The sequence below is a fragment of the Actinacidiphila oryziradicis genome (assembly GCF_005047355.1).
GTDB classification, from domain to species: Bacteria; Actinomycetota; Actinomycetes; order Streptomycetales; family Streptomycetaceae; genus Actinacidiphila; species Actinacidiphila oryziradicis.
The window spans coordinates 1-24296 of record NZ_SUMC01000108.1; the positions used below are offsets into that span (position 1 = coordinate 1).

At 69.1% G+C, this 24296-nt stretch carries 20 protein-coding genes and 1 pseudogene; 14 read left to right on the forward strand and 7 right to left on the reverse strand.

From position 1 onward, the window contains the following. From FCI23_RS45880 to FCI23_RS57435, 3 genes are all read right to left on the reverse strand, one after another. Nucleotides 1–732 (reverse strand): FadR/GntR family transcriptional regulator (locus FCI23_RS45880; RefSeq protein WP_169317275.1); only part of this gene is annotated, 732 nt, incomplete at its 3' end. 209 nt (nucleotides 733–941) lie between these two features. Continuing rightward, entirely contained in the window at nucleotides 942–2033 is a 1092-nt protein-coding gene (locus FCI23_RS45885; protein ID WP_136729976.1) for an integrase core domain-containing protein, read from the reverse strand. A gap of 31 nt (nucleotides 2034–2064) precedes the next feature. Beyond that, nucleotides 2065–2208, reverse strand: coding sequence for a hypothetical protein (locus FCI23_RS57435; protein ID WP_169317276.1), 144 nt, complete (start codon nucleotides 2206–2208; stop codon nucleotides 2065–2067). A gap of 206 nt (nucleotides 2209–2414) precedes the next feature. Between FCI23_RS57435 and FCI23_RS45890 the strand changes: the two genes are divergently transcribed. Further along, the gene (locus FCI23_RS45890) at nucleotides 2415–3026 is read left to right on the forward strand and encodes a DUF317 domain-containing protein (RefSeq protein ID WP_265737827.1); all 612 of its coding nucleotides are present in this window, start codon (nucleotides 2415–2417) and stop codon (nucleotides 3024–3026) included. Between the two features lie 177 nt (nucleotides 3027–3203). On the opposite strand, the gene FCI23_RS45895 is transcribed toward FCI23_RS45890, so the two are convergent. Further along, a complete protein-coding gene (locus FCI23_RS45895; protein ID WP_211265764.1) occupies nucleotides 3204–4133 on the reverse strand; it encodes a LysR family transcriptional regulator in 930 nt (309 codons plus the stop codon). Nucleotides 4134–4223: 90 nt separating this feature from the next. On the opposite strand from FCI23_RS45895, the gene FCI23_RS45900 reads away from it, so the two are divergent. The 12 genes from FCI23_RS45900 (at nucleotide 4224) to FCI23_RS45955 (ending at nucleotide 18057) form a co-directional block, all read left to right on the forward strand. Further along, nucleotides 4224–5300: a YeiH family protein gene (locus FCI23_RS45900; protein ID WP_136729978.1), complete on the forward strand. Its 1077-nt coding sequence runs from the start codon at nucleotides 4224–4226 to the stop codon at nucleotides 5298–5300. 73 nt (nucleotides 5301–5373) lie between these two features. After that, nucleotides 5374–6078 carry a GntR family transcriptional regulator gene (locus FCI23_RS45905; RefSeq protein ID WP_136729979.1) on the forward strand — a complete coding sequence of 235 codons (705 nt, stop codon included), beginning with the start codon at nucleotides 5374–5376 and terminating at the stop codon, nucleotides 6076–6078. Between the two features lie 316 nt (nucleotides 6079–6394). Beyond that, nucleotides 6395–7621, forward strand: coding sequence for a threonine synthase (locus FCI23_RS45910; RefSeq protein ID WP_136729980.1), 1227 nt, complete (start codon nucleotides 6395–6397; stop codon nucleotides 7619–7621). A gap of 68 nt (nucleotides 7622–7689) precedes the next feature. After that, on the forward strand, nucleotides 7690–9237 hold the full coding sequence (locus tag FCI23_RS45915; RefSeq protein ID WP_136729981.1) for an ABC transporter substrate-binding protein: 1548 nt from the start codon (nucleotides 7690–7692) through the stop codon (nucleotides 9235–9237). After that, a complete protein-coding gene (locus FCI23_RS45920; RefSeq protein ID WP_211265765.1) occupies nucleotides 9234–10190 on the forward strand; it encodes an ABC transporter permease in 957 nt (318 codons plus the stop codon). Before FCI23_RS45915 ends, FCI23_RS45920 begins: the two co-directional genes overlap by 4 nt. After that, on the forward strand, nucleotides 10187–11263 hold the full coding sequence (locus tag FCI23_RS45925; protein ID WP_211265766.1) for an ABC transporter permease: 1077 nt from the start codon (nucleotides 10187–10189) through the stop codon (nucleotides 11261–11263). Before FCI23_RS45920 ends, FCI23_RS45925 begins: the two co-directional genes overlap by 4 nt. Next, complete coding sequence (locus tag FCI23_RS45930; RefSeq protein ID WP_136729982.1) at nucleotides 11256–12041, forward strand: SDR family NAD(P)-dependent oxidoreductase; 786 nt, start codon at nucleotides 11256–11258, stop codon at nucleotides 12039–12041. The genes FCI23_RS45925 and FCI23_RS45930 overlap by 8 nt, the downstream gene beginning before the upstream one ends. Further along, nucleotides 12038–12895, forward strand: coding sequence for a polysaccharide deacetylase family protein (locus FCI23_RS45935; RefSeq protein ID WP_136729983.1), 858 nt, complete (start codon nucleotides 12038–12040; stop codon nucleotides 12893–12895). The genes FCI23_RS45930 and FCI23_RS45935 overlap by 4 nt, the downstream gene beginning before the upstream one ends. Further along, the gene (locus tag FCI23_RS45940; RefSeq protein WP_136729984.1) at nucleotides 12892–13917 is read left to right on the forward strand and encodes an ABC transporter ATP-binding protein; all 1026 of its coding nucleotides are present in this window, start codon (nucleotides 12892–12894) and stop codon (nucleotides 13915–13917) included. The genes FCI23_RS45935 and FCI23_RS45940 overlap by 4 nt, the downstream gene beginning before the upstream one ends. Then, complete coding sequence (locus tag FCI23_RS45945) at nucleotides 13914–14930, forward strand: ABC transporter ATP-binding protein (RefSeq protein WP_136729985.1); 1017 nt, start codon at nucleotides 13914–13916, stop codon at nucleotides 14928–14930. Before FCI23_RS45940 ends, FCI23_RS45945 begins: the two co-directional genes overlap by 4 nt. Then, nucleotides 14927–16165: a M20 family metallopeptidase gene (locus FCI23_RS45950; RefSeq protein WP_136729986.1), complete on the forward strand. Its 1239-nt coding sequence runs from the start codon at nucleotides 14927–14929 to the stop codon at nucleotides 16163–16165. Before FCI23_RS45945 ends, FCI23_RS45950 begins: the two co-directional genes overlap by 4 nt. Then, complete coding sequence (locus tag FCI23_RS45955; RefSeq protein ID WP_136729987.1) at nucleotides 16162–18057, forward strand: S9 family peptidase; 1896 nt, start codon at nucleotides 16162–16164, stop codon at nucleotides 18055–18057. Before FCI23_RS45950 ends, FCI23_RS45955 begins: the two co-directional genes overlap by 4 nt. A gap of 31 nt (nucleotides 18058–18088) precedes the next feature. Here FCI23_RS45955 and FCI23_RS45960 read toward each other — a convergent pair. The 3 genes and pseudogenes from FCI23_RS45960 to FCI23_RS45970 all read right to left on the reverse strand — a co-directional run. Next, nucleotides 18089–18605: pseudogene (locus FCI23_RS45960) on the reverse strand (transposase); the annotation flags it as partial. 14 nt (nucleotides 18606–18619) lie between these two features. After that, the gene (locus FCI23_RS45965) at nucleotides 18620–19513 is read right to left on the reverse strand and encodes an integrase core domain-containing protein (RefSeq protein WP_136729988.1); all 894 of its coding nucleotides are present in this window, start codon (nucleotides 19511–19513) and stop codon (nucleotides 18620–18622) included. A 419-nt stretch (nucleotides 19514–19932) separates the two neighbouring features. Then, complete coding sequence (locus FCI23_RS45970; protein ID WP_169317277.1) at nucleotides 19933–23085, reverse strand: discoidin domain-containing protein; 3153 nt, start codon at nucleotides 23083–23085, stop codon at nucleotides 19933–19935. Between the two features lie 481 nt (nucleotides 23086–23566). Here FCI23_RS45970 and FCI23_RS45980 point away from each other — a divergent pair. Continuing rightward, a partial coding sequence (locus FCI23_RS45980) for a FadR/GntR family transcriptional regulator (RefSeq protein WP_136729991.1) occupies nucleotides 23567–24296 on the forward strand: 730 nt, incomplete at its 3' end.

A 24296-nucleotide genomic window follows, 5' to 3' on the forward strand; every position in this document is an offset into this window, starting at 1 on the left:
TCGGCTCCGTTTGGAGTGCCAGGAGTCCAGGATGTGTGTGCGCATCGCGGTGCGTGCCGCGAGCTCGTCGGCGTCGGTGATCGCCTGCGCGATCGCGGCGTGACCGATGTGGGCGGCCGCGATCTGCTTGTCGAGCTCACCGCCGCAATACCTGCTGCTGACTCGGGCATGGTTGTGGATGTTTGTCACGACCGCCCGCGCGACGTCGTTGCCCGCCATCCACATGATGTGATCGTGGAACTCGACATCCAGGGCGAGGTACTGCTCCGGCTGCCTGAGCACGCACTCCATCGCCGCCAGGACGCTGTTCATCTCGGCCAGCTGTTGCTCGGTACGCCGGGTCGCCGCCGTTCCCGCGAGTTCGGACTCCAGTGCGCAGCGCACCTGGACGAGGTTGTCCAGCAGACCGAGGCCGTCGTCGTGCCGGATGCGGGCGTTCAGGACCGTTGAGTCGAGCGGATCCCAGCGGGTGACGGGCGCGACCACGGTTCCCTGTCCCTGCCGGATGATCAGCAGTCCCTTGTGCTCCAGTGCCTTGAGCGCCTCGCGCACGACCACGCGGCCGACGCCGAAGTCCTCGCACAGGGCTTGTTCGCCAGGTAGCACGGAGTCGGCCGGCAGCCGGCCACTGACGATGGCGCCGATGAGGTCCTCAGCCACCGTTTCGGCGAGCCGCGCCGGGCGCCGTGGATTCGTCCGGTCGGCGAGCCTGACGCGTGGTGAACTGGCCAATTTGTCCCCATCCCCCGAGAGTTGCTGACCTTGTGGGATCTTGGTGGTTAATTGGCGCAGCGTCACGGCGGCGGTGACAGGGGCGCCGATTCCTGTCTGGTTTGTCGGCAATGAGGGTGCGCTCGCGGCTGGCGGCCTTCGGCGTTTGACCACGTTGAGTAATTAACCACCAGGATCCTTGTGGGTGCCGATAATTGCATCCACGCAGTTCAAGCGGCGTGTGCGTACTCATGGAGGGTGCCGCCGAGTCGATCACGCCGGTGGACGTCGAGGCGGTCGAGTCGGTCCGGCTCGGTGATCGGTTCGGGGACTTGCAGCAGGGGTGCCGCGCTGTGCAGGGTGCGGTGGGGCCGATGCTGGTTGTAGAACGCTTCGAACTCGGCGAGCGTGTGGAGCAGGTGGGCCTGGTTCCAGATCAAGGTGCGGTCGAGGAGTTCGTGCCTGCAGGTCTGCACCCAGCGTTCCATGATCGAGTTCATCCGGGGAACCCGGATGCCAGTGGTGACGATCTCGATGCCCTCGGCGGTGAAGACCGCGTCGAACGCGCGGGTGTACTTGGTGTCCCGGTCCCTGATCAGGTACGTGACCGCGGCGCCGACGTCCTCAAGGTCCATCACCAAGTTCCGGGCGGACTGGGTGACCCAGTCCGCAGTGGGATGGGCCGTCGCGCCGAGGATACGGATGCGACGGTTGGCGTGCTCGATGACGGCGAAGACGTACACGCTCGCACCGTTCAGAGTGGTGGCGGTGAAGAAGTCGCACGCCAAGATCACGTGGGCCTGGCCGCTCAGGAACACGGCCCACGTCTGACGGTCGCGTTCGGGAGCAGGCCCGATCCCGTGCTGCTTCAGGACCTCCCACACCGTGGAGAGCGCGACCTTGATACCCAACGCGGCAAGTTCCCCGTGGATCCTTCTGTAGCCCCACCCGCCGTTCTCCCAGCCCAAGCGCAAGACGAGAGCCTGGATGGAGCGAAGGGTCGGCGGTCTGCCGGGCCGCTTGCGACGGGAAGCGTCGGCGTGGCGACGGCGCATGAGATCACGATGCCACCTCAGGACCGTGTCCGGGGAGACGATCAGGTGCAGCCGCCGCAGCGTGGGCCCGGGGAGCCGGTGAAGGAGCGCGGCAAGGAAAGCACGGTCCACCGCAGTGATGCGCGGCCTGTCGATCTGCCGCTGCAGGACCGCCAACTGATGCCGGAGCGTCAATATTTCGATGTCCTTGTCCAGATCGCTCATCGGCAGCAGCCGTAGGAGGGAGAACACGCTCGACACGGCGAGGTAGGGCAGTCGCAGCAGCACGATCCATCAGCCTGACACGCCCGCCCTGCGATCAACGGCCGTTCGCGAAAACGCGCACGTCACAGGCCATGGATGGGGTTTTCGGCACCCGCAGCCGCTGCCGCTCGTCGAGATGCGGGAAGATCGCCTCGAACTTGGCCGCCATCGACGCCCGCAGTTCCTCCATCGCGCTCATATCACAACAACGAGCACGGAATTGGGAAGCTACGGGTTATTCCGCTGCGCGTCCTAATCTGAGCGCCCTCGATCCGCACACCCGAACTGCACGTCCGGCCCCGCTACCTCGCCGGCCCCGGCGAGCCGGGAACAGCCACCTCGGCCGAGTGGCCGTTCCACCACCGTGACGGCTGGGCAACGCACACCCCGCCGGCCGGCTACCTCCTGCGCGCCAGTCCGTGCCAGCGCATCAAGGCCGGCTTCCGCCCCGGCGGGCCGCGCGGCGGGGTGTGGAAGACCGCCGTCTACGACGACCCGTTCGAACCGCCGCGCTGGACCGCTGTCTTCGACTACGGCGTCCCGGAAGGGCTGCTGGGTGCCTTCCACCAGGCCCTGGACGCCGACTACACCGCGGGGGACGGGTACCTCTCCAGCGACCAGCCCCTGGCCGCCGCCTATCTGCCGCTGTTGAACGCCGGATGGACACACGCCATCGGCGACCGCCAGCAGGCCTTCACCGCCCCCGGCAAACTCGCCCGTCTCACCCACACCCATGGACTCCTCAGAGACGACTCCTTCGGCTGGCGTCTGCTGGCCGGCCCCGCTGACAGTGGCGGTCACTGGACCGCGGCCTTCACCGCGCGCAGGCCGCCGCAGTTGATCGCCGCGTTCACCAGGGCCCTGGCCTCCCCCGAGCCCCTGGCACGCACCGCCGACCAGCTCCCCCTGGACAACCGCCCCCACCTGACCATCACCCCGACCCCGGCACCCACCGCCCGCACCACCAACGCGCCGCCGACACTCCGCGTCCCGGACCCCGCCCTGCCCGGCGGGTGACGGCGTACACCGTGGACAGATCACGAAGCATGACCCAGACGCGCCAGAGCCGCTGCTCAGGGACCTGGGCTCCCGGTTCCCCGCGGTGAAGGACCTCAAAGCCGGACGACGATTTGTGATTTTGAGCCCCACAGGCTCGCCGCCCTCCGAACGAGGAGACACGGGGCCCCGGCCTCGCTACTGCGTGCGTACCGCCACCGCGATCAGGTCGCGTACCGCTCCTTGCGGTGGCTGGGAGCCACCGACCCAGACGGCTCGCAGGTCGCGGACCAGGCTCAGCCCCGTGACGGTGACGGCATGCAGGCGGCCCAGCGTGATGTCGTCGGCCACCGCGAGCGACGAGAGTGCCCCGGGCCCCGCGCCCGCGGTGATCGCCGACTTCACCGACGCTGTGCCCGTCAGTTCGAGCACCGGCTCGGCTTGCGCCGCGTCGGGCAGCGCGGCGGTGAGCGCCGCCGCCAGGGCCTCGCGCGTGCCGGAGCCCGACTCGCGGGTCACCAGTGGCGTCGCCGCCAGCTCGGCCGGCGTGACCGGAGCGCGACGCCTGGCCCAGGGGTGGCCCGCGGTCACCACGACCAGCAACTCGTCTCGGGCGACCGTACGCGAGCGCAGCCCGCGCGGCGCGCGCGGACCCTCCACGAAACCGAGGTCCGCGTCACCGCGCCCGACCGCCTCCGCGACGGCGACGCTGTTCGTCGCCTCCAGCTCCACACTGGTCAGCGCCCGTCCCGTCAAGCGCTGCTGGTCGCGCAGCGCGACCATCCAGCGCGGCATGAGATGGCCGGCGACCGTCAGGCTCGCGGCCACCTTGATGTGCCCCGCGCGGTCCATGCGCAACGCGGCGATCCCCGCGTCCAGTTCGGCCGCCGCGTCCAGCACGCGGGAGGCCCACTGCTCGACCAGCCGGCCGTCCGGCGTGAGCAGCGAGCCGCGCGGGCCCCGGGCGAGCAGCGGAATACCGACGCGCGACTCCATGGCCCGTACCCGCTGGGACAGCGCCTGCTGCGTCACGCCCAGTTCGGCCGCGGCCATCCGCAGGCTGCCGGTGCGGGCGACGGCCGATAGTATCTGGAGCCCGGCGAGCTCCGGAACGTGGGAACTGAGCATCACATCCTCCTTGTGTGACAAGGTTCCCTTGTCACTGGAACAAGCAATTGCAGGCTACTCCCGCGCCCGCCCACCGCGCAGTGTGCAGTGATGAACGCCTCGCACACTCACGCGCACACTCACGCGCTCCCCCGACCGGCGCGCTCACCCGTGGTGTGGGGGCCCGGTATCGCGGTCACGGCAGTCGCCGCGGCCGTCGCGTACGCCGTGGCCCACTGGGTGCCGGGGCTCAATCCGTCCATCGTCGCCGTGCTGCTCGGCGCACTGGTGACCAACCTCCACCTGCACCGATCCGTGCTGCACGCCGGGACCAAACTGGCGGGCAAACGCTTGCTGCGCTGCGCGGTGGTGCTGCTCGGCCTCCAGTTGTCATTGCCCGAACTGGCCCATCTCGGCGGCCGTGGCCTCGCCGTCGTGATCGTGACGGTGGCGATCACCTTCGCCGGCAGCCAACTGCTGGCGCGGTGGCTCGGCGTGTCGCCCGCACGCGGCCTGCTCGTCGCCACCGGCTTTTCGATCTGCGGCGCGTCCGCGGTGGCCGCGATGGAACCTGTCGCCGACGGGGACGAGGAGGACACCGGTGTCGCCGTGGCGCTGGTGACGCTGTGCGGCAGCCTCGCGATCATCGTGCTGCCGCTGCTGCGCGGGCCGCTGGGACTGGATGTCACCGACTTCGGATCATGGGTGGGCGCGAGCGTCCACGACGTCGGCCAGACGGTGGCGACGGCACAGCGCGTGCCGGGCGCCCTCACCACCGCAGTGGTCGTCAAACTCACCAGAGTCGTGCTGCTCGCGCCGCTGGTGGCCGGGGCGACCTTCGCGAAACGGCGCCGCAAGCTGCGCGCCGACCAGTACACGGAGAAAAGCGGGTCGGGAGCAGAAGGTGACGCGAAGAACACCCGTATGCCGCCGCCCGTCCCCCTGTTCGTGGCGGGCTTCCTCGTCGCCATCGCGCTCACAAGCACCGGCTGGCTGCCCACGGGACTGCTCTCGGCGGCCAAGACCGCGCAGTCGATCCTCCTGGTGGCCGCGCTGTTCGGGCTCGGCACGGGCATCCATGTGCCCGCCTTGGTGCGCACCGGCCGCCGCTCGCTCGTTCTCGGGCTCGCGTCCTGGGTGTTGGTGGCGGCCGTGGCGTACGCGGGTGTCCGTATCGCGGCGCTATGACCGTTGTCGCGGCCGGTGGTTCGGCCGGTGGGCTGCTGGTCACACTGCCGGAGGGGTGTCATGATGCCGTCTTGTGACCATCGAGCGGCAGACATACAAAGGGCAGGCATACATAGAGATCCGCCAGATGCTCGTCAACGGGGAGCTGCCGCCGGGGACGAAGGTGGTCGTACGCGTGCTGTCGGAACGCCTGAAGCTCTCACCGACCCCGATCAAGTCCGCGCTGGCCGGGCTCGAACGCGACGGCTTCCTCGTCGCCGTGCCGCACCGCGGCTATTTCGTGCCGCAGGTCGCGCCCAAGGACATGCGGGAGATCTACGAGTTGCGCGAGGCCCTGGACGGCATCGCGGCGCGCAAGGCGGCCTCGACGCCAGGTGTCCGCGAGTTCGTGCGCACGACCCTGCAGCCCCTCTACGACGAGCAGCACCGGCTGCTCCACGAGAACGGCGGCCAGGGCTACAGCGACGTCGACATCAACTTCCACCGTGCGATCTGGCACGTCTCGGGCAACACGCGTCTCGTCCAGTTCCTCGACAACCTCGGCGGCCAGCTGAGGTTCGGCTCCGGTTCCTCGTCCAAGGTGCCGGGCCGGATCTCCGACGCCCTCCATGAGCACGTCGCCATCATGGAGGCGCTGGCCGACGGCGACGCGCCGCGCGCTGAGCGCCTTGCGCGCGAGCACGTACGCCGGGCGGCCGATGCCTTCGGAGACGTGGTGACGACGGACACGGCCGACGAGGCCGACCGGCCCGGCCGGAGCACCGAGCACACGGCCTGACGCCACGCGGCGGCCGCCGCACCCTGCGCCTGCCGTCGCCCACCGTGCTTCCTGTCACCCGGCGGACGGGACGGACCTGGCCCTGCGGCCTCCCGCACGCGGCTCGGCCCCGGCTCACCACACGGGCTGTGGTGTGACGGCGATGTTTCCGGTGGGCAAAAGCTGCGCCAGGCATTTCCTGCCATTCCCCGTATTTCCCGGCCACGGACACACCGAAGCGCCCAGGACGCTCACGCGGACGTGAGACAACCCTTGACGGCCATCGTTTTTGGATTCAAAATTCAATCCACTCCGCTCCGCCCGTTTGAGGAGACCCATGCCTTACTCAGCCCTCAGTCACCTCGACTGTTCCAAGACCGGCAAGCGTTACGAGGCCGACGAGGTTCAGGGCGTGAGCGACGCGGGCGTCCCGCTGCTGGCGCGCTACGACCTGGAGCAGGTCGCGGCGACCGTCAGCCCCGCCGAGATCGCCTCGCGTCCGGCCACACTGTGGCGCTACCACGAGGTGCTTCCGGTCCGGGACGAGTCCAACATCGTCTCGCTCGGCGAGGGCATGACCCCGCTGTTGCCCCTGCCGTCGTATGGTGCCGAGATCGGTGTGCCCGGCCTGCTGATGAAGGACGAGGGGCTGATCCCCACCGGCACCTTCAAGGCGCGCGGCGCCGCTGTCGGTGTGTCACGGGCGAAGGAGCTCGGTGTCACCGGTGTCGCGATGCCGACGAACGGCAACGCCGGTGCCGCCTGGGCCATCTACGCGGCGCGCGCGAAGATGAAGAGCCTGATCGCCATGCCGGTGGACGCGCCGTCGATCACCCGCGCCGAGTGCGTGGTGGCCGGAGCCGAACTCTACCTGGTGGACGGGCTCATCGGCGACGCGGGCAAGCTCATCAACGCCGCGGTGGCGGGACGTTCCGGCTACCAGGAGGTGTCGACGCTCAAGGAGCCCTACCGTCTCGAAGGCAAGAAGACGATGGGCTACGAGATCATCGAACAGCTCGGCTGGCAGGGCCCGGACGTCATCCTCTACCCGGCCGGTGGCGGCGTCGGCCACATCGGCATCTACAAGGCCCTGCTGGAGATGCGTGAACTCGGCTGGCTGAAGGGCGACCTGCCTCGGCTGGTCGCCGTGCAGGCCGAGGGCTGCGCGCCCATCGTCAAGGCGTACGAGCAGGGCGCGACCGAGAGTGTCGCGTTCCCGGACGCCCACACGGTCGCCTTCGGCATTACCGTGCCGAAGGCACTCGGCGACTTCCTCGTCCTCGAGGCCGTACGGGCCACTGAGGGCACCGCCATCGCGGTCAGCGACGAGGCGCTGCTCGAAGAACAGCGCCGGCTCGCCGAGCACGAGGGCACCTTCATCTGCCCGGAGGGCGCCGCCTGCATGGCGGCGGCCAAGCAGCTGCGAGAGTCCGGCTGGCTGCGCGAGGGCGACCGCACTGTGGTGCTGAACACCGGTGCGGGCATCAAGTACCCGGAGACCGTCCACGTGGACGTACCGACCCTCGCGATCGACTCCCGTATCCCGGCCGCGTCGGCCAACTGATCCGCCCCCCGCGCATTGGCCCAGCACTCGCGCCGACACGGTCGGAGCGACACTTGAGGAGTACAACCATGAAAGCCTTCCGGAGGCTGATACTCGGTGGCATCGCGGGTCTGACCGCTGCGGTGCTGGCGGCCTGTTCGACGCCCGCCACCAACAACAGCAACGGCACGTCCTCGGGCAACTTCTCCACCTCCGCGAGCCTGACCGCGGACCTGGCGAGCTACCCGGCCACCCTCGACCCGGGCCTGCAGTACGACACCGACTCCTACTCGGTCTACCGCAACATCTTCGACCAGTTGCTGCACCGTGACGCCAAGACCAACAAGATCGTGCCGTGGCTCGCGACGAGCTGGAAGCAGACGGACTCCAAGACGTGGGTGTTCACCATCCGTAAGGGCGTCAAGTTCAGCGACGGCACGCCCCTGACGGCGGCCGACGCGGCGTTCAGCATCCAGCGCATCCTCGACCCGAGGTTCGCCAGCCAGCAGAACGCGAACTTCTCCGCCATCGCCTCGGCGACCGGTTCAGGTGACGCCCTCACCATCAAGACGAAGTACCCCTCGCCCACCCTCCTCACCTACCTGACCACGCTCTCCGTCGTACCGATGGCGGACGTGAAGAAGGTCGGCGACGCCCAGTTCAACCTGCACCCGGTCGGCTCGGGGCCGTACGCCTTCGTCTCCTCGATCCCGGGCTCGCAGATCGTCCTCAAGCGCAACGACTCGTGGTGGCAAGGCAAGCCGCAGATCGCGAACGTGACGTTCCGCGCGGTGCCGGCCGCGGCGAGCAGGGTGGCGGACCTGAAGTCGGGCAACGCCCAGATCGCGGACTCGATGACGCCTGACACCGCGACGCAGATGAAGGGTGCGAGCAACCTCAAGGTGCTCTCCGCGCCGACCGAGCGCGTCAGCTACCTCGCATTCAACACCATCGGGGGCGGCCCCACCAACGACCCCCGGGTCCGTAAGGCGATCAGCCTGGCGATCGACTACAAGTCACTGATCAGCAGCCTTGAGCAGGGCTACGCCAAGCAGGTCAACAGTGTGCTCACCCCGCTCGCGGTGGGCTACCCGAAGGCACTGCCCGACTACTCCACCAACACCGCCCAGGCCAAGAGCCTGGTCCAGCAGGCGGGCGCCACGGGCAAGACCATCGTGATGGCCACCTCGCCCACGTACGACCCGCAGATCGTGCAGGCCATCCAGGCGGAGATCCAGGCCGTGGGTCTCAAAGTCTCCATCAACAACACCGACCAGGCCACCTACTTGAAGAAGGTGCAGAGCCCGACCCACAACTGGGGCTCGATCCGCTTCGGCCAGTGGTCCTGCTCCTGCCTGGACGCCGACGGTGTCGCCTACCCGCTGTTCCGCACCAGCACGGTGTGGAGCTCGTACAGCAACCCGCAGTTCGACACACTCGTCGACCAGGCGCGCCAGACCATCGACCCCACCAAGCGCACCGGCCTGTACGCCCAGGCGTACGGCATCCTCAACAAGGACCTGCCGGGCATCGGACTCTTCCAGATCTACTCCATCTACGGCGCCAGCACCCGTCTGGAGTGGACACCCGACGCCCAGCAGAGCTTCTTCGTCGCAGACATGAAGCTCGCCTCGTGAGCGGAACGATAAGGACGGCCTGCTCCTACCTCGGTCTCAGGCTGGGGCAGGCCCTCATCGCGCTGTGGGGAGTCACCACCGCGGTGTTCTTCGCCCTTCGCCTGTCGGGCGACCCGGCCCAGCTGCTGGCGCCGCAGGGCGCGACCCAGGCGCAGATCGCCCAGCTGCGCACCCAGTTGGGACTCGACGTCTCGGTGTGGCACCAGTACGTGAACTTCCTCGACGGCCTGTTGCACGGCGACCTCGGCTACTCGTACGTCCAGCACGAGCCCGCCCTGTCGCTGATCACGCAGCGCATCCCCTACACAGTCAACCTTGCCCTGGCCGCCCTGGTGCTGTCGGTCGTGTTCGGAGTGGGCGCAGGAATGATTATGGCGCTGGGCAGGGGGCGCTGGCCCGAGCGGGTCCTGATGCCGATCGTGCTGGTGGGACAGGCCATGCCTGCCTTCTGGACGGGCATCCTGCTGATCCTGGTCTTCTCGGTGACCTTCCAGATCCTTCCGTCGACCGGGTACAGCGGCTTCACTTCGCTGATCCTTCCGGCGATCACCCTGGCCTCGCTCTCGGCGGCCACCATCGCCCGGATCACCCGCGGCGCGGTGCTGGAGCAGTTGGACCGGGACTACGTGCGCACGGCCCGCTCCAAGGGAGCCGGCATGGCCCGGCTCGTGTGGCGGCACCTGGCGCGCAACGTGTCGATCCCCGTGCTGACAGTCGTGGCCCTCGAAGTGGCCAACCTGCTGGGCGGATCCGTGGTGACGGAGCTGATCTTCGCCTGGCCCGGCCTGGGACAGCTCACCGTCCAGTCCGTGGACGGGCGGGACTTCCCGCTCGTGCAGGCGATCGTGATCCTGGCGGCCCTGGTCTTCATCCTGGTCAATCTCGTCACCGACATCGCCTACGCCTTCATCGATCCGCGCATCACTACTCTCGGGAAGGCTGCCGAGGCATGAGCGACATCGTCAGCGCGCAGGCGGGCACCGGCACGGCGGCGGGGGCCCCGGACCCCGGCACGGGCGCCCCGATGACGGGGGCTGACACCGGCCGCGGGTCACGCACGAAAGGCCGCCGCCGCAGTCTCATACCGGCGATCGTGGCTGTCGTGTACGTCCTGGTGGCGATATTCGCGCCGCTGATCGCCCCGTTCGACCCGAACCACGCGGACCTGGTGTCCCGGCTGCACGAACCGTTCGCCTCCGTGCACGGCCACTTCCACCTGCTGGGAACCGACGCGCTCGGCCGCGACGTGCTGAGCAGGGTCATCTTCGGCTCGCGCGTCTCGATCGCCGTGGCCTTGGCGACCGTCATCGTGTCCGGTGCGTTCGGTGTGCTGGTCGGTGTGCTCGCCGGCTGGTACCGCGGCTGGGTCGGTGTGGTGGTGATGCGGCTCGCGGACATCGCGCTGTCCGTGCCGTTCTTCCTGCTGGCGATCCTGGTGGTGGCCGTACTCGGCCCCAGCCTCGTCAATGTGGTGGTGTGTCTCGCACTGGTGCGCTGGCCGCGCTACACCCGCATCGCCTATGCCAGTGTGCTGGAGACGCGTGAGCGCGGATTCGTGCGCGGCGCTGTGGCGGTGGGGGCGTCGGGCCCGTGGATCGTACGCAAGCACGTGCTGCCCGAGGTGCTGCCGCTCGCTGTGGTGGTCGCCACGCTCGAACTGGGCCTGATGGTGGTGTTCGAGGCCTCGCTGTCCTTCATCGGCCTCGGCGTGCAGCCACCGACGGCGTCCTGGGGCTCGATGCTCTCGGACGGACAGCAGTACGTGGCGACGGCCTGGTGGCTCGTGACGTTCCCAGGGCTCGCGCTCTTCGGCCTGGTCCTCGCGGTGAACCTGCTGGGCGACGACGTACGCGACCGGCTCGACCCGAGGCGCCGGGTTCCAAAGCGGATCCGGCGGACCAAACCGCAGGCCGGGCTGCTGCGGCGCTCGGTCATGCCGGGACAACGGTCCCGAACGGCCGGGAAGTCCGCGTCCTTCGGCACGCGTTCATCCACCGACACATCCGAGGAGGCGCGCCATGCGTGACTACCGCGACGAATTCACCGGCGCCCGTGTGGTGGTGACGGGAGCCGCCGGTATTTTCGGCACGTGGATCGCCGAAGCCTTCGCTGCGACGGGCGCCGACCTGCTGCTCAGCGACGGACGGCCGGAGCCGCTGGCCGCGCTGGCCGGCCGGCTCGGCGCGCGGCACGTCGCTGCTGACCTGACGGACGCCGAGGGCCTGAAGGTGCTGGGCGATGCGGTCGCGGGCACCTGGCAGGCCCCGGACGTGCTGGTGAACAACGCGGGCGTCTATCCCCGTACGCCCCTGGCCACGACCGATCCTGACGAGGTACGGCGGGTCCTCGACGTCAACGTGATAGCGCCGTTCGAGCTGACGCGGCGCGCGGTCGCGGCGATGATCACCGCAGGAGTGGCGGGCCGGATCGTCAACATCAGCTCGGGCGCCGCGGTATGCCCCGGCGTGGGCGGCTCGGTCTACGCGGCGAGCAAGGCCGCGGTGGAAACCCTGACGCGCTCTCTGGCGCTGGAGGTGGCACGGCACGGCATCCGCGTCAACAGCGTCCAACCGGGCTTCGCTCCCGGCAGTGAGGTCAGCGAAGTGTCCGAGGACCACATCGAGTCGATGCGGGCGCGCATCCCGCTGGGCCGTATGTCCGGGCCGCAGGACGCGCCGGCGGCCGTGCTGTGGCTCGCGTCGGGAGATGCGTCGTTCGTGACGGGCACGACGGTGGCGGTGGACGGCGGCAGGACGGCGGGCGACTACAAGCCGCCCGTCCAGGAGCAGGGGGCCCGCGCATGAGCCAGAGGTATCCCTGGCCGGACAGCAGGCGCGCAGCGTTGTGCGTGACGTTCGACTTCGACGGCGAGTCCCCGCTCCTGTGGCGGCGGCGCGACGACCCGCCGGACGACGTCGCGGAACTGGAACAGCGCAGATACGGGCCGCGTCGCGGCATCCACCACGTCCTGGACGTGCTGGAGCGCACGGGCATCCGTGCCACGTTCTTCGTACCCGGCTGGATCGCCCACACCTACCGCTCGGCGGTCGAGGAGGTGCACGCGGCGGGGCACGAACTGGCCCTGCACGGCTGGTGCCACGAACCCCCTGCGGCACTCGGCGAGATGGAGTTGCGCGACACCCTCACCCGCGCGGCCGACCTGCTCGCCGAGATCAGTGGGAAGCGGCCCGTGGGCTACCGCTCGCCCAGCTTCAAGATGTCCCCCGAGGGCTTCGGCGTACTGAGCGACCTGGGCGTGCGCTACGACAGCTCCGTGATGGGCGACGACCGCCCGTACCTGATCGGCGACCTGGTCGAGGTGCCCGTGGACTGGGCGACCGACGACGCCATCTACTACCGCTACACCGGCGGCGAGAGCCGGCCTCCGTACGGTGCGAACGCCCTGTACGAGGCGTGGCACTCGGAGATCGAGGGCGCGCGGGAGGCCGGCTCGCTGGTCAACCTCACCATGCATCCCTGGCAGTCGGGCCGCCCTGCCCGCGCCCTCAGGCTGCGCCGGCTGGTCGAGGCGGCGCAGGAGTACGGCGACGTGTGGATCGGTGCGGTCGGCGACCTGGCAGAACACCACCGGGAGACCGGCAGGCACGCCGGCGGCTCCCTCGACGTCCCGACCGACACTCTGGGGTGGCCGCGATGACCATGACGCAACCGGCAGACGCGCGGTCCGACGCGGCGGACGCCGTGCTCGACGTGCGCGACCTGCGCGTCTCGTTCGGCCCTGGCCTCGACGCCGTGGACGGCCTGACGCTGACCGCGCGCCGCGGCGAGACCGTCGCACTGGTGGGCGAGTCCGGCTGCGGCAAGACTCTGAGCGCCCTGACGCTGAGCGGTCTGCTGCCGTCCGGCGCCGCGGTGAGCGGGTCGGCGGTGCTCGACGGCCTCCAGCTGGTCGGCCGCCGCGAGAAGCAGTGGCGGGGGCTGCGCGGCTCGAAGGTCAGCATGATCTTCCAGGACGCGGCGACCGCGCTCAATCCGCTGATGACCGTGGGCGCCCAGATCGAGGAGGTCATGGCGATCCACGGTACGCACGGCAGGGCAGAGCGCCGGGAGCGCGCCGTCCAACTGCTCGCCTCGGTCGGCGTACCGGACGCGGCGCACCGGGCACGCAACCACCCGCACCAGCTCTCCGGCGGCATGCGGCAGCGTGTGATGATCGCGATCGCACTTGCCGGCTCCCCCGATCTGGTCGTCGCGGACGAGCCGACCACGGCGCTCGACGTGACCGTGCAGGCACAAGTGCTCACGCTGCTGCGGGATTCCACGCGGGACGCGGCCGTCCTGTTCATCACGCACGACATGGGCGTGGTGGCGGAGATCGCGGACCGGGTGGTGGTGATGTACGCGGGCAAGGTGGTGGAGAGCGGCACTGTCACCGAGGTGCTCGAACGCCCCCACCATCCGTACACCGTGGCGCTGCTTGCGTCCGTGCCGGACCCCGACACCCCGCGTGTCGGTGAACTCCCCACCATCCCGGGCCGGGTGCCGCCGCTGGGCGAGCGCGGCACGGGATGCCCGTTCCGCGACCGCTGCCCCAAGGCCCAGGAGCGGTGCGCCGAGGCGCCGCCGCTCGCGGCCGTGGGAGACACCGGCTCGGTCGCGGCCTGCTGGTTCCCCGAACACACTGCTCAGACCGACCCGGCCGAGGAGGCCACGCCATGACCCAGGAAGGGTTGCCCACCGAGGCGGGCACCGGCCCGCGCGAACCCCTGGTCAAGGCATCGGGGCTGACCAAGCGCTACGCGGTACGCACCCGTTCGGGCCGGCGCACCCTGACCGCCGTCGACAACATCGACCTGACCGTGGACGCGGGCCGTATCGTCGCCGTTGTCGGCGAGTCGGGCTGCGGCAAGTCCACGACGGGACGACTGCTGCTCGCGCTCGAACGCCCGAGCGAAGGCACTGTGACGGTCGAGGGCAAGGACGTCAACGAGCTGCCCAAGAAGGAGCTGCGGCGGCTGCGCAGGGACATCCAGCCGGTTTTCCAGGACCCCTACGACTCGCTCAACGGCCGGATGACCATCAGCCAGATCCTGTCGGAACCGGCGCAGGTGCACGGCATCGCGCCGGGCGGGTCCCGGTCGGTCGCGGATCTGCTCGAACTCGTGGGCCTGGGCTCCGGGTACGCGGAGCGCTACCCGCACGAGCTGTCGGGCGGCCAGCGGCAGCGGGTGGCGATCGCACGCGCGCTCGCCCTCGACCCGAAGTTCATCGTGTGCGACGAGGCCGTCTCCGCGCTCGACGTGTCCGTACAGGCGCAGGTGATCAACCTGCTCAGCAGGCTGCAGCGCGAACTCGGCCTCGCTTACCTGTTCATCAGCCACGACCTTGCGCTTGTGCGGTACCTGGCCCACGAGACGGCCGTGATGTATCTGGGCCGTGTCGTCGAACAGGGCCCGACCGAGGCGCTGTTCGCGGATCCGCGGCATCCGTACACACAGCTGCTGCTCGCCGCGGTGCCCCGGCCGCGCGTCCGCGGCCACGACAGCAGGGCCGCGGTGGCGATGGGTGACCTGCCGAGCCCGCTGGAGCGCCCCAAGGGCTGTGTGTTCTCAACCCGTTGCCCGCTGGCGACCGACCTCTGCCGTACGGAGGAGCCCGCGCTGCGGCCCGTCAAGGACGGCACGAGGACCGCGGCCTGCCACTATGCGGAGACGGCGGAGGCAGTGGCATGAGCGAGCACACGGCCGACGCACCGGCCGGTACGCAAGCGAGCGGCGTCGGCGAACTCGCCCGCGAGGCACGCGCGCACACGGGGAAGCTGCGTGCCGAGCTGCTGTCGCTCAGCCACGCCATCCACGGCGCACCGGAACTCAGGTTCGAGGAGCACGCGGCCGCAGGGCGGCTGCGTGACGCCCTCAGTACGCACGGTTTCGACGTGGAGGCGGGGATCGGCGGTCTCGACACGGCGTTCCGAGCCTCGCGCACCTTCGGCAGCGACGGCCCGACGGTCGCGGTGTTCTGCGAGTACGACGCGCTGCCGGGCCTCGGGCACGGCTGCGGACACAACATCATCGCGTCCGCCGGTGTCGGCGGTGCGCTCGCCACGGCCGCACTGGTGGCCGAACGCGCGGGCGCCGGACGTCTGTTGGTGCTGGGCAGTCCGGGTGAGGAGGGCGGCGGGGGCAAGGTGAAGCTGATCGAGGCCGGTGTGCTGGACGGTGTCGACGCGGCCGTGATGACGCATCCGGCGGGCTTCGACGCGGTGTCCCGTACGAACCTCGGTCGGCTGTCGCTCGAAGCGGAGTTCACCGGCCGTGCCTCGCACGCGTCGGCCGCGCCCGACGGCGGCAGGAACGCGCTCGACGCCGCGACCCTGCTGCTGGTGGCGATCGGCCTGCTGCGCCAGCAGATCCAGGACGGCTCCCGCATCCACGCGAAGGTCGCGGAGGGCGGTCAGTCCATCAACATCATCCCTGAACGGGCCCGCGTGGAGCTGTTCGTGCGGTCCATCGACAGTGAGTACCTGCGCGGGCGGCTGCTGGACGCCGTACGGGACTGTGTGCGTGGCGCCGCGATCGCCACGGGCACGACGGCGCAGTTCGCGGAGGTGGCACCGGCCTACGACCCGGTGCTGCCCAATCCGGTACTCGCGGACCTCGCGGTAGAGGCTTTCGGCGCCCTGGGCAGACCCATAGCCCACGGCACGGGCTGGTCGGGGCCCGCGGGCTCGACCGACATGGGCAACGTGAGCCAACTGCTGCCCGCGCTGCACCCGTACATCTGCGCGCAGCCCGGAATCGCCCTGCACACAAGGGACTTCGTCGGCGCCGCAGTCGGCGACGGCGGGGACGCGGCGGTCCTCGACGGCGGCGCGCTGCTTGCGACGCTGCTGACGACGCTGTTCACCCGGCCGGACGTACTGGAGCGCGCGAAGGCGCAGTTCACGGCGTCGAAGGCGGCGGCATGACGGGGGCCGTGCCGGAGGACCTGGCAGAACTGCGCCTCGTCGGAGCGCCCGGACTCGCGCCGGACGGCACGTGGACGGCCGCGGCCGTGCAGCGTGTCGACCCCGGGCACGCCAGGTACCGCAGCCGCCTGTGGCGGTTCGCGGCGGACGGCCCCGCCCTGCCGTTGACTCCGGACGAGGGCGCCTTCTCGGACACGGCGCCGCTGGTCTCCCCCGACGCCGCCCTGGTGGCGTTCCACAGCGACCGCGGCGGGGCGCCCGGCGTGTGGCTGGTGGCGGCCGGCGGCGGGGAGCCCCGGCGACTCGAAGGACCCGACGCCCGCCCCGTGCGGACGATGTGGCTGGACGGCGGCCGGCTGCTCACGCTGTTCGCGCGCCCGGTGGCGGAGCCTGCCTCGGCGCCGGTGGTGGTGGACTGGCTGCGCTACAAGAGCGACGGCGCCCGGGGACCGCTGGAGCCGACGAGCGAGTTGTGGGTGCTCACGGCGGACGGCGAGCAGGCGCCGGCTCTCGTGCGGAGCTGGGAGCAAGACCGGCTGAGCTGTCCGGTCCTGGACGGCGACGGCGGTGTGTACTACGCGGCGCATCCGCGGCACAGCGACGAACTCCAGCCCGGCGGCGAGGTGCGCAGGCTCGATCTCGCTACGGATCGTGAGGAGTTGGTGTGGCGGAGTGCCTCTCCGGTGCGTGCGCTCGCACTGACGGCGTCCGGGCGGCCAGTGGCGCTGTCCAGCGGGGCGCCGGGGCAGAGCATGAAGGCGCCACGGGTGTGGTGGGCCGACGAGGGACGCAGGGTCTTCCCCGACTCGGACCTGGAGTGCGAACGGGCCGTGCTGGCGGACTCGCGGCCGCAGGGTGACCCCGCGCTGCTGGCCTGCGTGGGCGAGCGGATCCTGTTCGTCGCGACCGTCGACGGCGAAGTGGCGCTGTACGAGAGCGAGCCCGGCGACGAGCCCCGGCGGGTCAGCCCGGCGGGCCGGTCGGTCGTGGACTTCGCGGCAGTGGGCGACTCAGTGGCACTGTGCCTGGAGTCCGCCACGCGGCCGGTGGAGCTGTTCTTGGACGGCGAGCAGGTCTCGGACCTCAACACCGCCTGGGCCGACCGGGTGGCGCCGGTCGCGCCGGAGGCGATCGAGGTCACCTCGGCAGACGGCCTCGTGCTGCACGGCCTGCTGTACCGCTCCGCCGGCGCCGTGCGGCGCGATGTGCTGATCCGTGTGCACGGCGGCCCGCACCTGGCGTTCGGCAACGCCTTCGACCTGGAGACGCAGGTACAGGTCGCCGCCGGCTTCCACGTCCTCGTACCGGGTGTGCGCGGCGGCGCGGGCCACGGCTCCGAATTCCGCGCGCTCAGCGTCGGCCAGTGGGGCCGCGCGGACTTCGACGACCTGACGGCCTTCGCGGACTGGGCGGTCGGGTCGGGCACCGCTGCGGCCGACCGGCTCTTCCTCGCGGGCGGCAGCTACGGCGGCTACCTGATCAACTGGGCCCTCACGCGGACCAAGCGGTTCCGGGCCGCCGTATCGGAGCGGTCGGTGTCCAACCTGGTATCCAAATACGGGACTTCGGACAACGGATTCACCGTCAACCGCTTCGAGTTCGACGGTCTCGACCTCTTCGACGCGGGCGCCGCCGAACTGTGGGAGCGCTCGCCGCTAAGGCACGCCGCGTCAGTGACGACTCCGCTGCTGCTGGTGCACGGCGAGAGCGACCAGCGCTGTCCGATCGAGCAGTCGGAGCAGTTCTACGCGGCGCTGCGCAGACTGGGCCGCGAGGTGGTCCTGGCCCGCTACCCGGGCGCCTCCCACGGCTTCACCGCGTCGGGCCGCCCAGACCACCGCGTGCACCGTCTGGCGCTGATCCTCGACTGGCTGGGCAGGCACGCGGCTTAGAAGGCGTTTGATTTAGACCAATAGCACCTTATTTCCCGTGGTCGAGCAGTCGAATTCCTACGGCGTTCTCGGAAAGACTTGCGGCGGTGACGGTCACGGCGAGGAGCAGGCCGAGCGTGTCTGTGACGATGCCCCGTTTCCGGCCGACGATCTTCTTCCCGGCGTCCGTTCCTTGGCTGGTCAGAGGCACGTTGGTGGAGGTCTTCACGCTCTGGGTGTCGATCACGGACGCGGTCGGCTCGGGCTTGCGGCCGTGCTTGACGCGGGCCAGGCCGGTCAGGTCGTAATTGAGCTGGACGAACATCCCTTCGTCACGCCAAGCCGCGTAGTAGGAGTAGACAGTGCCATGCGACGGGAAGTCATGGGGCACAGGGTATGCCCGTACGGTTCACGTACAGGATCGCGTTGAAGACTTCCCGCAGTTCGACGGAGGCCGGCTGGCCGGTGGGCCTGCGGTCGAGCCGGGCTTTTCGCCAGGCGGCTAAGGTCGGCTCGATCAACGCCCATCGCGCGTCGGACAGGTCGCTGGGGGTGCGGGTGCCGATTATTACGTCCGCGCAGCTCAGGCGGCATGTGCGTACTCGTGCAGGGTGCCGCCGAGTAGGTCGCGTCGATGGACATCGAGTCGGTCGAGTCGGTCTGGTTCGCTGATCGGTTCGGGAACCGGCCGCAGGGGTGCCGCGCTGTGCAGGGTGCGGTGAGGCCGGTGCTGGTTGTAGAACGACTCGAACTCGCCAAGCGCGTGGAGCAGGTGGGGCAGGTTCCAGATCAGGGTACGGTCGAGGAGTTCGTGTCTGCAGGTCTGCACCCAGCGTTCCATGATCGAATTCATGCGGGGGACGCGCACACCGGTAGTGACGATCTCGATACCCTCGCCCTCGAAGACTGCATCGAACGCCCGGGTGAACTTGCTGTCGCGGTCCCTGATCAGGTACGTGACCCTGGCGCCGGCGTCCTGGAGGTCCATGACCACGTTCCGGGCGGCCCGGGTGACCCAGTCCGCGGTGGGGTGGGTGGTAGCGCCGAGAATGCGGATGCGGCGGCTGGCGTGCTCGATGACGGCGAAGACATAAAGAGTCGCGCCGCTCAGGGTGGTGACGGTAAAGAAGTCACAGGCCAGGATCGCGTGGGCCTGGCCGCGCAGGAACGCGGCCCAGGTCTGACGGTCGCGTTCGGGCGCCGGCTCGATCCCGTGCTGCTTCAGGATCTCCCAGACCGTGGAGGGTGCGACCTTGATGCCGAGGGCAGCGAGTTCGCCGTGGATGCGCCGATACCCCCAGGAACTGTTCTCGCGTGCCAGGCGAAGGACAAGAGCCTGGATGCTGCGCCGGGTTGGCGGTCTGCCGGGCCGCTTCTTGCGACCAGACGCCTCGGCGTGGCGACGGCGTATCAGGTCACGGTGCCACCTCAGGATCGTCTCCGGGGAGACGATCAGGTGCAGCTGCCGTCTCTTCAAGCGGCTGGTTTGGTCTAGGTCGGGGGCAACGGATTTTCGTAGGTATGATTGATGTCGCCGCGGACCTGGGCATCATGCGGGAGACACTGAGGTTGTGGGCTCGGGGGGCTGAGGGCGGCGGAGCCCGCCGCGCGCCGTTTCCTTGTATTTGACCTTCATGTAGACGCCGGAAGACTCAGGCGGACTGCGTGGTCTTGATCGGGTCCGGTCTCCTTGGGGCTTTCCGTGGTTCCTCACCAAAAATGCCAGTGGGAAGCATCGGCGGAATTCCCACGTCAGCGGGTTACAGATACCGCCGATGCTTCCCTCACGGCACCTCACGATTTACAACCGCCGGCTACTGGCGGCCACCACCTTCCGCGATCGTGAAACGTGCGAAACACGAGGGTGGACTTCACCCTCGTGTTTCGCACGTTTGGTCAGCTGCCGTAGACAGCGAGCTCGCTGATGGCCATCTGGCCACCTGTCTGCCCGCCGCCGTCCGGCTTGACCGCCACGATCCGCAGGTACCGCGCGGTGACCGGGGTTGTGAGGTTCTGCGTGCTCACCCCGCCCATGAATCCGGTCACCTTGTCGGCGACCGTCCAGTTCTGGCCGTCCTGGGAAATCGCGATGTTGTACTCGGTCGCGAACTTGTCCGACGGCATCGTGGTCACCACCGAGGAGATGGAGTGCGACGAGCCGAGATCGATCTGCAGCTGCCAGGCGTACTGGTTTCTCGCCTGCGCGTAGGTCGACAGGTCGCCGTCCACCGCGAGAGCCGGTGTCGAGTTCGTTTGCATAGCGGCCGGGCTGCCGTCGAGGAACAGCGCGGTGGCCGGCGCGTTGGACGCAAGGTTGGCCGATTTGGGCGTCGTCGCGCTGACCGCGGGGCTGGCCGGTGAGAGGTTGCCGGCCTCGTCCCGTGCCTTGACGGTGAACTGGTAAGTCTGGCCAGGAGTCTCGCCGTAGACCGCCGTAGAGGTGTCCGGCGTCGTCGCGGCCAGCACGCCGTCCCGGTACACCAGGTAGTCGGTGACCGCCCAGTTGTCGGTGGACGCCGGCCACGACATGTTCACCGTGGTCGCGTACGGCGCGGAGATCGTCGGCGTCCCCGGAGTGGTCGGCGCCTGGGTGTCCGCCGCCGGCATCGACACCGAGACTTCGCTGGCGGGCGAGAGGTTGCCGGCCGCGTCCCGCGCCTTGACGGTGAACTGGTAAGTCTGGCCAGGAGTCTCGCCGTTGACCACCGTAGAGGTGTCCGGCGTCGTCGCGGCCAGCACGCCGTCCCGGTACACCAGGTAGTCGGTGACCGCCCAGTTGTCGGTGGACGCCGGCCACGACAGGTTCACCCTGGTCGTGTACGGCGTGGAGGCCGTCGGCGTCCCCGGAGTGGTCGGCGCCTGGGTGTCCGCCGCCGGCATCGGCACCGAGACTTTGCTGGCGCTGGACAGGTTAGCGGCGAGATCCCTTGCCCGGACGCTGATCTTCGTGACCTGGTTCGGGGTCAGGCCGGTGAACGTGGCCCCCGGCGTGGCGGTCACCTGGACAAGCTGGCCGTTGATGCTGATCTCGTATCCCGTCACGCCGACGTTGTCGGTCGACGCGTCCCAGGTCAGCTGGACCGAGGTCGGGTTGAGGATCTTGGTCTGCAGATTCTGCGGCGCGGTGGGTGCCTGTGCATCGCTGGGCGCTGTCGGGTGGAGGTCCTTGAACGCCGGCTCAAGCCCGGCCGCCTGGATGATCGAGGCGGGCAGTTCGCCGGTGGTAACCGTGCTGAGGTCGCTGACGGCCACCTGGTTCGCGTCGTCGGCGAGGTACGTCATGTCGACGTAGTTGTGCGTGGCGACGAGGTTTGCCGTGTAGGGCTTCCACGGCGGCGGCGTGCTGCGCAGCCAGGTGGTGCCGCCCGATTCGACGTTGTGGGTCATGGTCCAACCGGTGCTGCCCTGGTCGAGGTAGATGTGGCCGCTGTCGTGAACGACCTTCCCGATGTAGTTGCCGGACATGACGCCACCGGGCTGCGGACCGAGGGCGTAGATCCCGCCGCCGTCGGCAAGGGTCTGCATGACGTCGTGGATGTAGTTGTTGGTGACCTTGTTGTTCTGGTCGATCGAGGGGGTGGTGTCCTGCGAGCCCCAGCCCCAGCCGATTGACATGCCGGTGTAGGGCAGATCGGCGATCTCGTTGTGCGAGATCAGGGTGTCGCGGACGTAGCCGAAGAACATGCCGACGCCACCGAGGAACTCCGCGTTCACGGCGTGGACATAGTTGTCGGTCACGGTGTTGTAGGCATCGATGAGATTCGGGTCCTTCTGGTTGGGATCAGCGCCCGATCCCACCTGCAGGCCGTTGCCCGATATGTCGGTCATCACGTTGCCCACGACCTTGTTGTGCTGGCTGCCCTGGTCGAGACCGAGCCCGGCGGCGCCGAGGTGCACGAAGGTGTTGCGGACAAAGCTGATGTTCCTGGCGGCGTGGAACTCCACCGCGTCCGGCATCAGGACGGCCTGGCTGCCGTAAGGGGTGTTGTTCCAGGTCTTCCCGCTGGTGGGGGTAACGAAGGAGGACGGGCTCCAGTTGTAGGACGCGTCCTTCGAGGTCAGCATCAGGTTGGCCTGAACCTCGGCGAAGCCCAGGTCCTCACTGGGTTGCATCCAGGTGGCGTAGGCGAAGGTGAGCCCCTGGAATGTCATGTCGTGCACCGGGGCGGTGGCCGTTCCGGCGCCGGTCACCAGATTCTGCAGGACCGGAGCCACCACGTTCGCCGTGGACATGTTCTGTCCGGATCGTGGGATGTAGTAGACCCGGTGCGCGGCCGTGTCGAGATACCACTGACCCGGCTGGTTGAGGAACGAATAGTCGTTCGCGAGATACTTGGGCAGGTCCGCCCGCTCCGTGCCGCCGTAGAACGACTGCACGGTGTCCCAGCAGGGCTGCTTCATGGTGATGGTCGTCTGCGCGGACGTCCCGGTGATCGAGGCGGCGTTGCAGCTCTCCTGCACCCAGTCCAGTGGCCGGTAGACGAATTCGAGGTCGGCGGGGTTGCGGACCGACTGGAGGCTGTTGCCGGGCACGGTGTATCCGGTGGCGGTCACCGTGCTGCCCGCGGGAAGTCCGGACGCGGACTGGGACAGGTCGGCGCGAACGCCGTTGACGTAGAGCTGTCGCGTGTTCAGGTCGGCGGGCACGCTGGCCGACCAGATGTTGTGGGCCGAGTCGCTCAGGCTCCACCCGGAGACGTTCCGGCCGCCGGAAAGCACCGGATGCGCGCCGGGAGCTGCCTGCCACCGAACCTGGTGGCCGTTGTTCCCCGAGTCCGCCGCCGTGAAGGTGAGCGGCTTGCTCATCGAGTAGGTGCCGCCGGCAAGCTGGACAACGATGTCATGCTGCATGTTCTGGTTGAACTTGCGGACCAGCGTCTGCGCCTCGGTCAGCGAGCACGCGTTGTTCTGGGCGCACGCCGAGCCGGTGCCGTCCGGGGACGCGTAAAGGTAGCGCGCTCCCGGGTCAGCGGGCGCCGCCGCCTGCGCCGGGCCTGCGGTGAGGAACCCAGTGGCTCCAACAGCGAGGGCGAGGGCTCCCACCAGCACACGCAGTCGACTCTGTTTTATCCCCCCGCCTGACGGGTCGCGGGTAGTCCCGTGATCGCCTGGATCAGGCTTCATTGCCTCTCCTTGTTCTCGGTGATGAAGTGTTACTCCGACCGCTGACCGGCCTGCCGCACCGAATGCGCGAGTTGCTCCTCGGCGCGGTCCGGCAGGCCGACGACCGGCTCGGTGGATGCGTGCACAGGTGCTGGACTTCCGGGCCCGTGGCGAGGTCGGTCAGCCCGCCCTTGTAGCGCGCGACGCTCGTCCTAACGGGCGTGGCGCAGCCCGACGCGATGACGTCAGCCGCGTTGTGGTGGGCGCCGTCAAAGGCCGCCGCGAACAGCGGCATGTTTACCCGCTCGCTCAGCCAGCGTCCCATGATCTCTCCAACTTGTAGGACATGATGACAGCACACGAGTAATGAATTGACAAGCTCTTGGTATGCTAGGCAGGTCAGCAACTCTCGGGGGATGGGGACAAATTGGCCAGTTCACCACGCGTCAGGCTCGCCGACCGGACGAATCCACGGCGCCCGGCGCGGCTCGCCGAAACGGTGGCTGAGGACCTCATCGACGCCATCGTCAGTGGCCGGCTGCCGGCCGACTCCGTGCTACCTGGCGAACAAGCCCTGTGCGAGGACTTCGGCGTCAGCCGCGTGGTCGTGCGCGAGGCGCTCAAGGCACTGGAGCACAAGGGACTGCTGATCATCCGGCAGGGACAGGGAACCGTGGTCGCGCCCGTCACCCGCTGGGATCCGCTCGACTCAACGGTCCTGAACGCCCGCATCCGGCACGACGACGGCCTCGGTCTGCTGGACAACCTCGTCCAGGTGCGCTGCGCACTGGAGTCCGAACTCGCGGGAACGGCGGCGACCCGACGTACCGAGCAACAGCTGGCCGAGATGAACAGCGTCCTGGCGGCGATGGAGTGCGTGCTCAGGCAGCCGGAGCAGTACCTCGCCCTGGATGTCGAGTTCCACGATCACATCATGTGGATGGCGGGCAACGACGTCGCGCGAGCGGTCGTGACAAACATCCACAACCATGCCCGAGTCAGCAGCAGGTATTGCGGCGGTGAGCTCGACAAGCAGATCACGGCCGCCCACATCGGTCACGCCGCGATCGCGCAGGCGATCACCGACGCCGACGAGCTCGCGGCACGCACCGCGATGCGCACACACATCCTGGACTCCTGGCACTCCAAACGGAGCC

Bases quoted from the DNA above. Each gene is read 5' to 3' on its own strand.
- FCI23_RS57435 (WP_169317276.1), bottom strand. From the start codon at position 2,208: ATGAGCGCGATGGAGGAACTGCGGGCGTCGATGGCGGCCAAGTTCGAG.
- FCI23_RS45895 (WP_211265764.1), bottom strand. From the start codon at position 4,133: ATGCTCAGTTCCCACGTTCCGGAGCTCGCCGGGCTCCAGATACTATCG.
- FCI23_RS45900 (WP_136729978.1), top strand. From the start codon at position 4,224: ATGAACGCCTCGCACACTCACGCGCACACTCACGCGCTCCCCCGACCG.
- FCI23_RS45910 (WP_136729980.1), top strand. From the start codon at position 6,395: ATGCCTTACTCAGCCCTCAGTCACCTCGACTGTTCCAAGACCGGCAAG.
- FCI23_RS45915 (WP_136729981.1), top strand. From the start codon at position 7,690: ATGAAAGCCTTCCGGAGGCTGATACTCGGTGGCATCGCGGGTCTGACC.
- FCI23_RS45925 (WP_211265766.1), top strand. From the start codon at position 10,187: ATGAGCGACATCGTCAGCGCGCAGGCGGGCACCGGCACGGCGGCGGGG.
- FCI23_RS45930 (WP_136729982.1), top strand. From the start codon at position 11,256: ATGCGTGACTACCGCGACGAATTCACCGGCGCCCGTGTGGTGGTGACG.
- FCI23_RS45935 (WP_136729983.1), top strand. From the start codon at position 12,038: ATGAGCCAGAGGTATCCCTGGCCGGACAGCAGGCGCGCAGCGTTGTGC.
- FCI23_RS45940 (WP_136729984.1), top strand. From the start codon at position 12,892: ATGACCATGACGCAACCGGCAGACGCGCGGTCCGACGCGGCGGACGCC.
- FCI23_RS45945 (WP_136729985.1), top strand. From the start codon at position 13,914: ATGACCCAGGAAGGGTTGCCCACCGAGGCGGGCACCGGCCCGCGCGAA.
- FCI23_RS45950 (WP_136729986.1), top strand. From the start codon at position 14,927: ATGAGCGAGCACACGGCCGACGCACCGGCCGGTACGCAAGCGAGCGGC.
- FCI23_RS45955 (WP_136729987.1), top strand. From the start codon at position 16,162: ATGACGGGGGCCGTGCCGGAGGACCTGGCAGAACTGCGCCTCGTCGGA.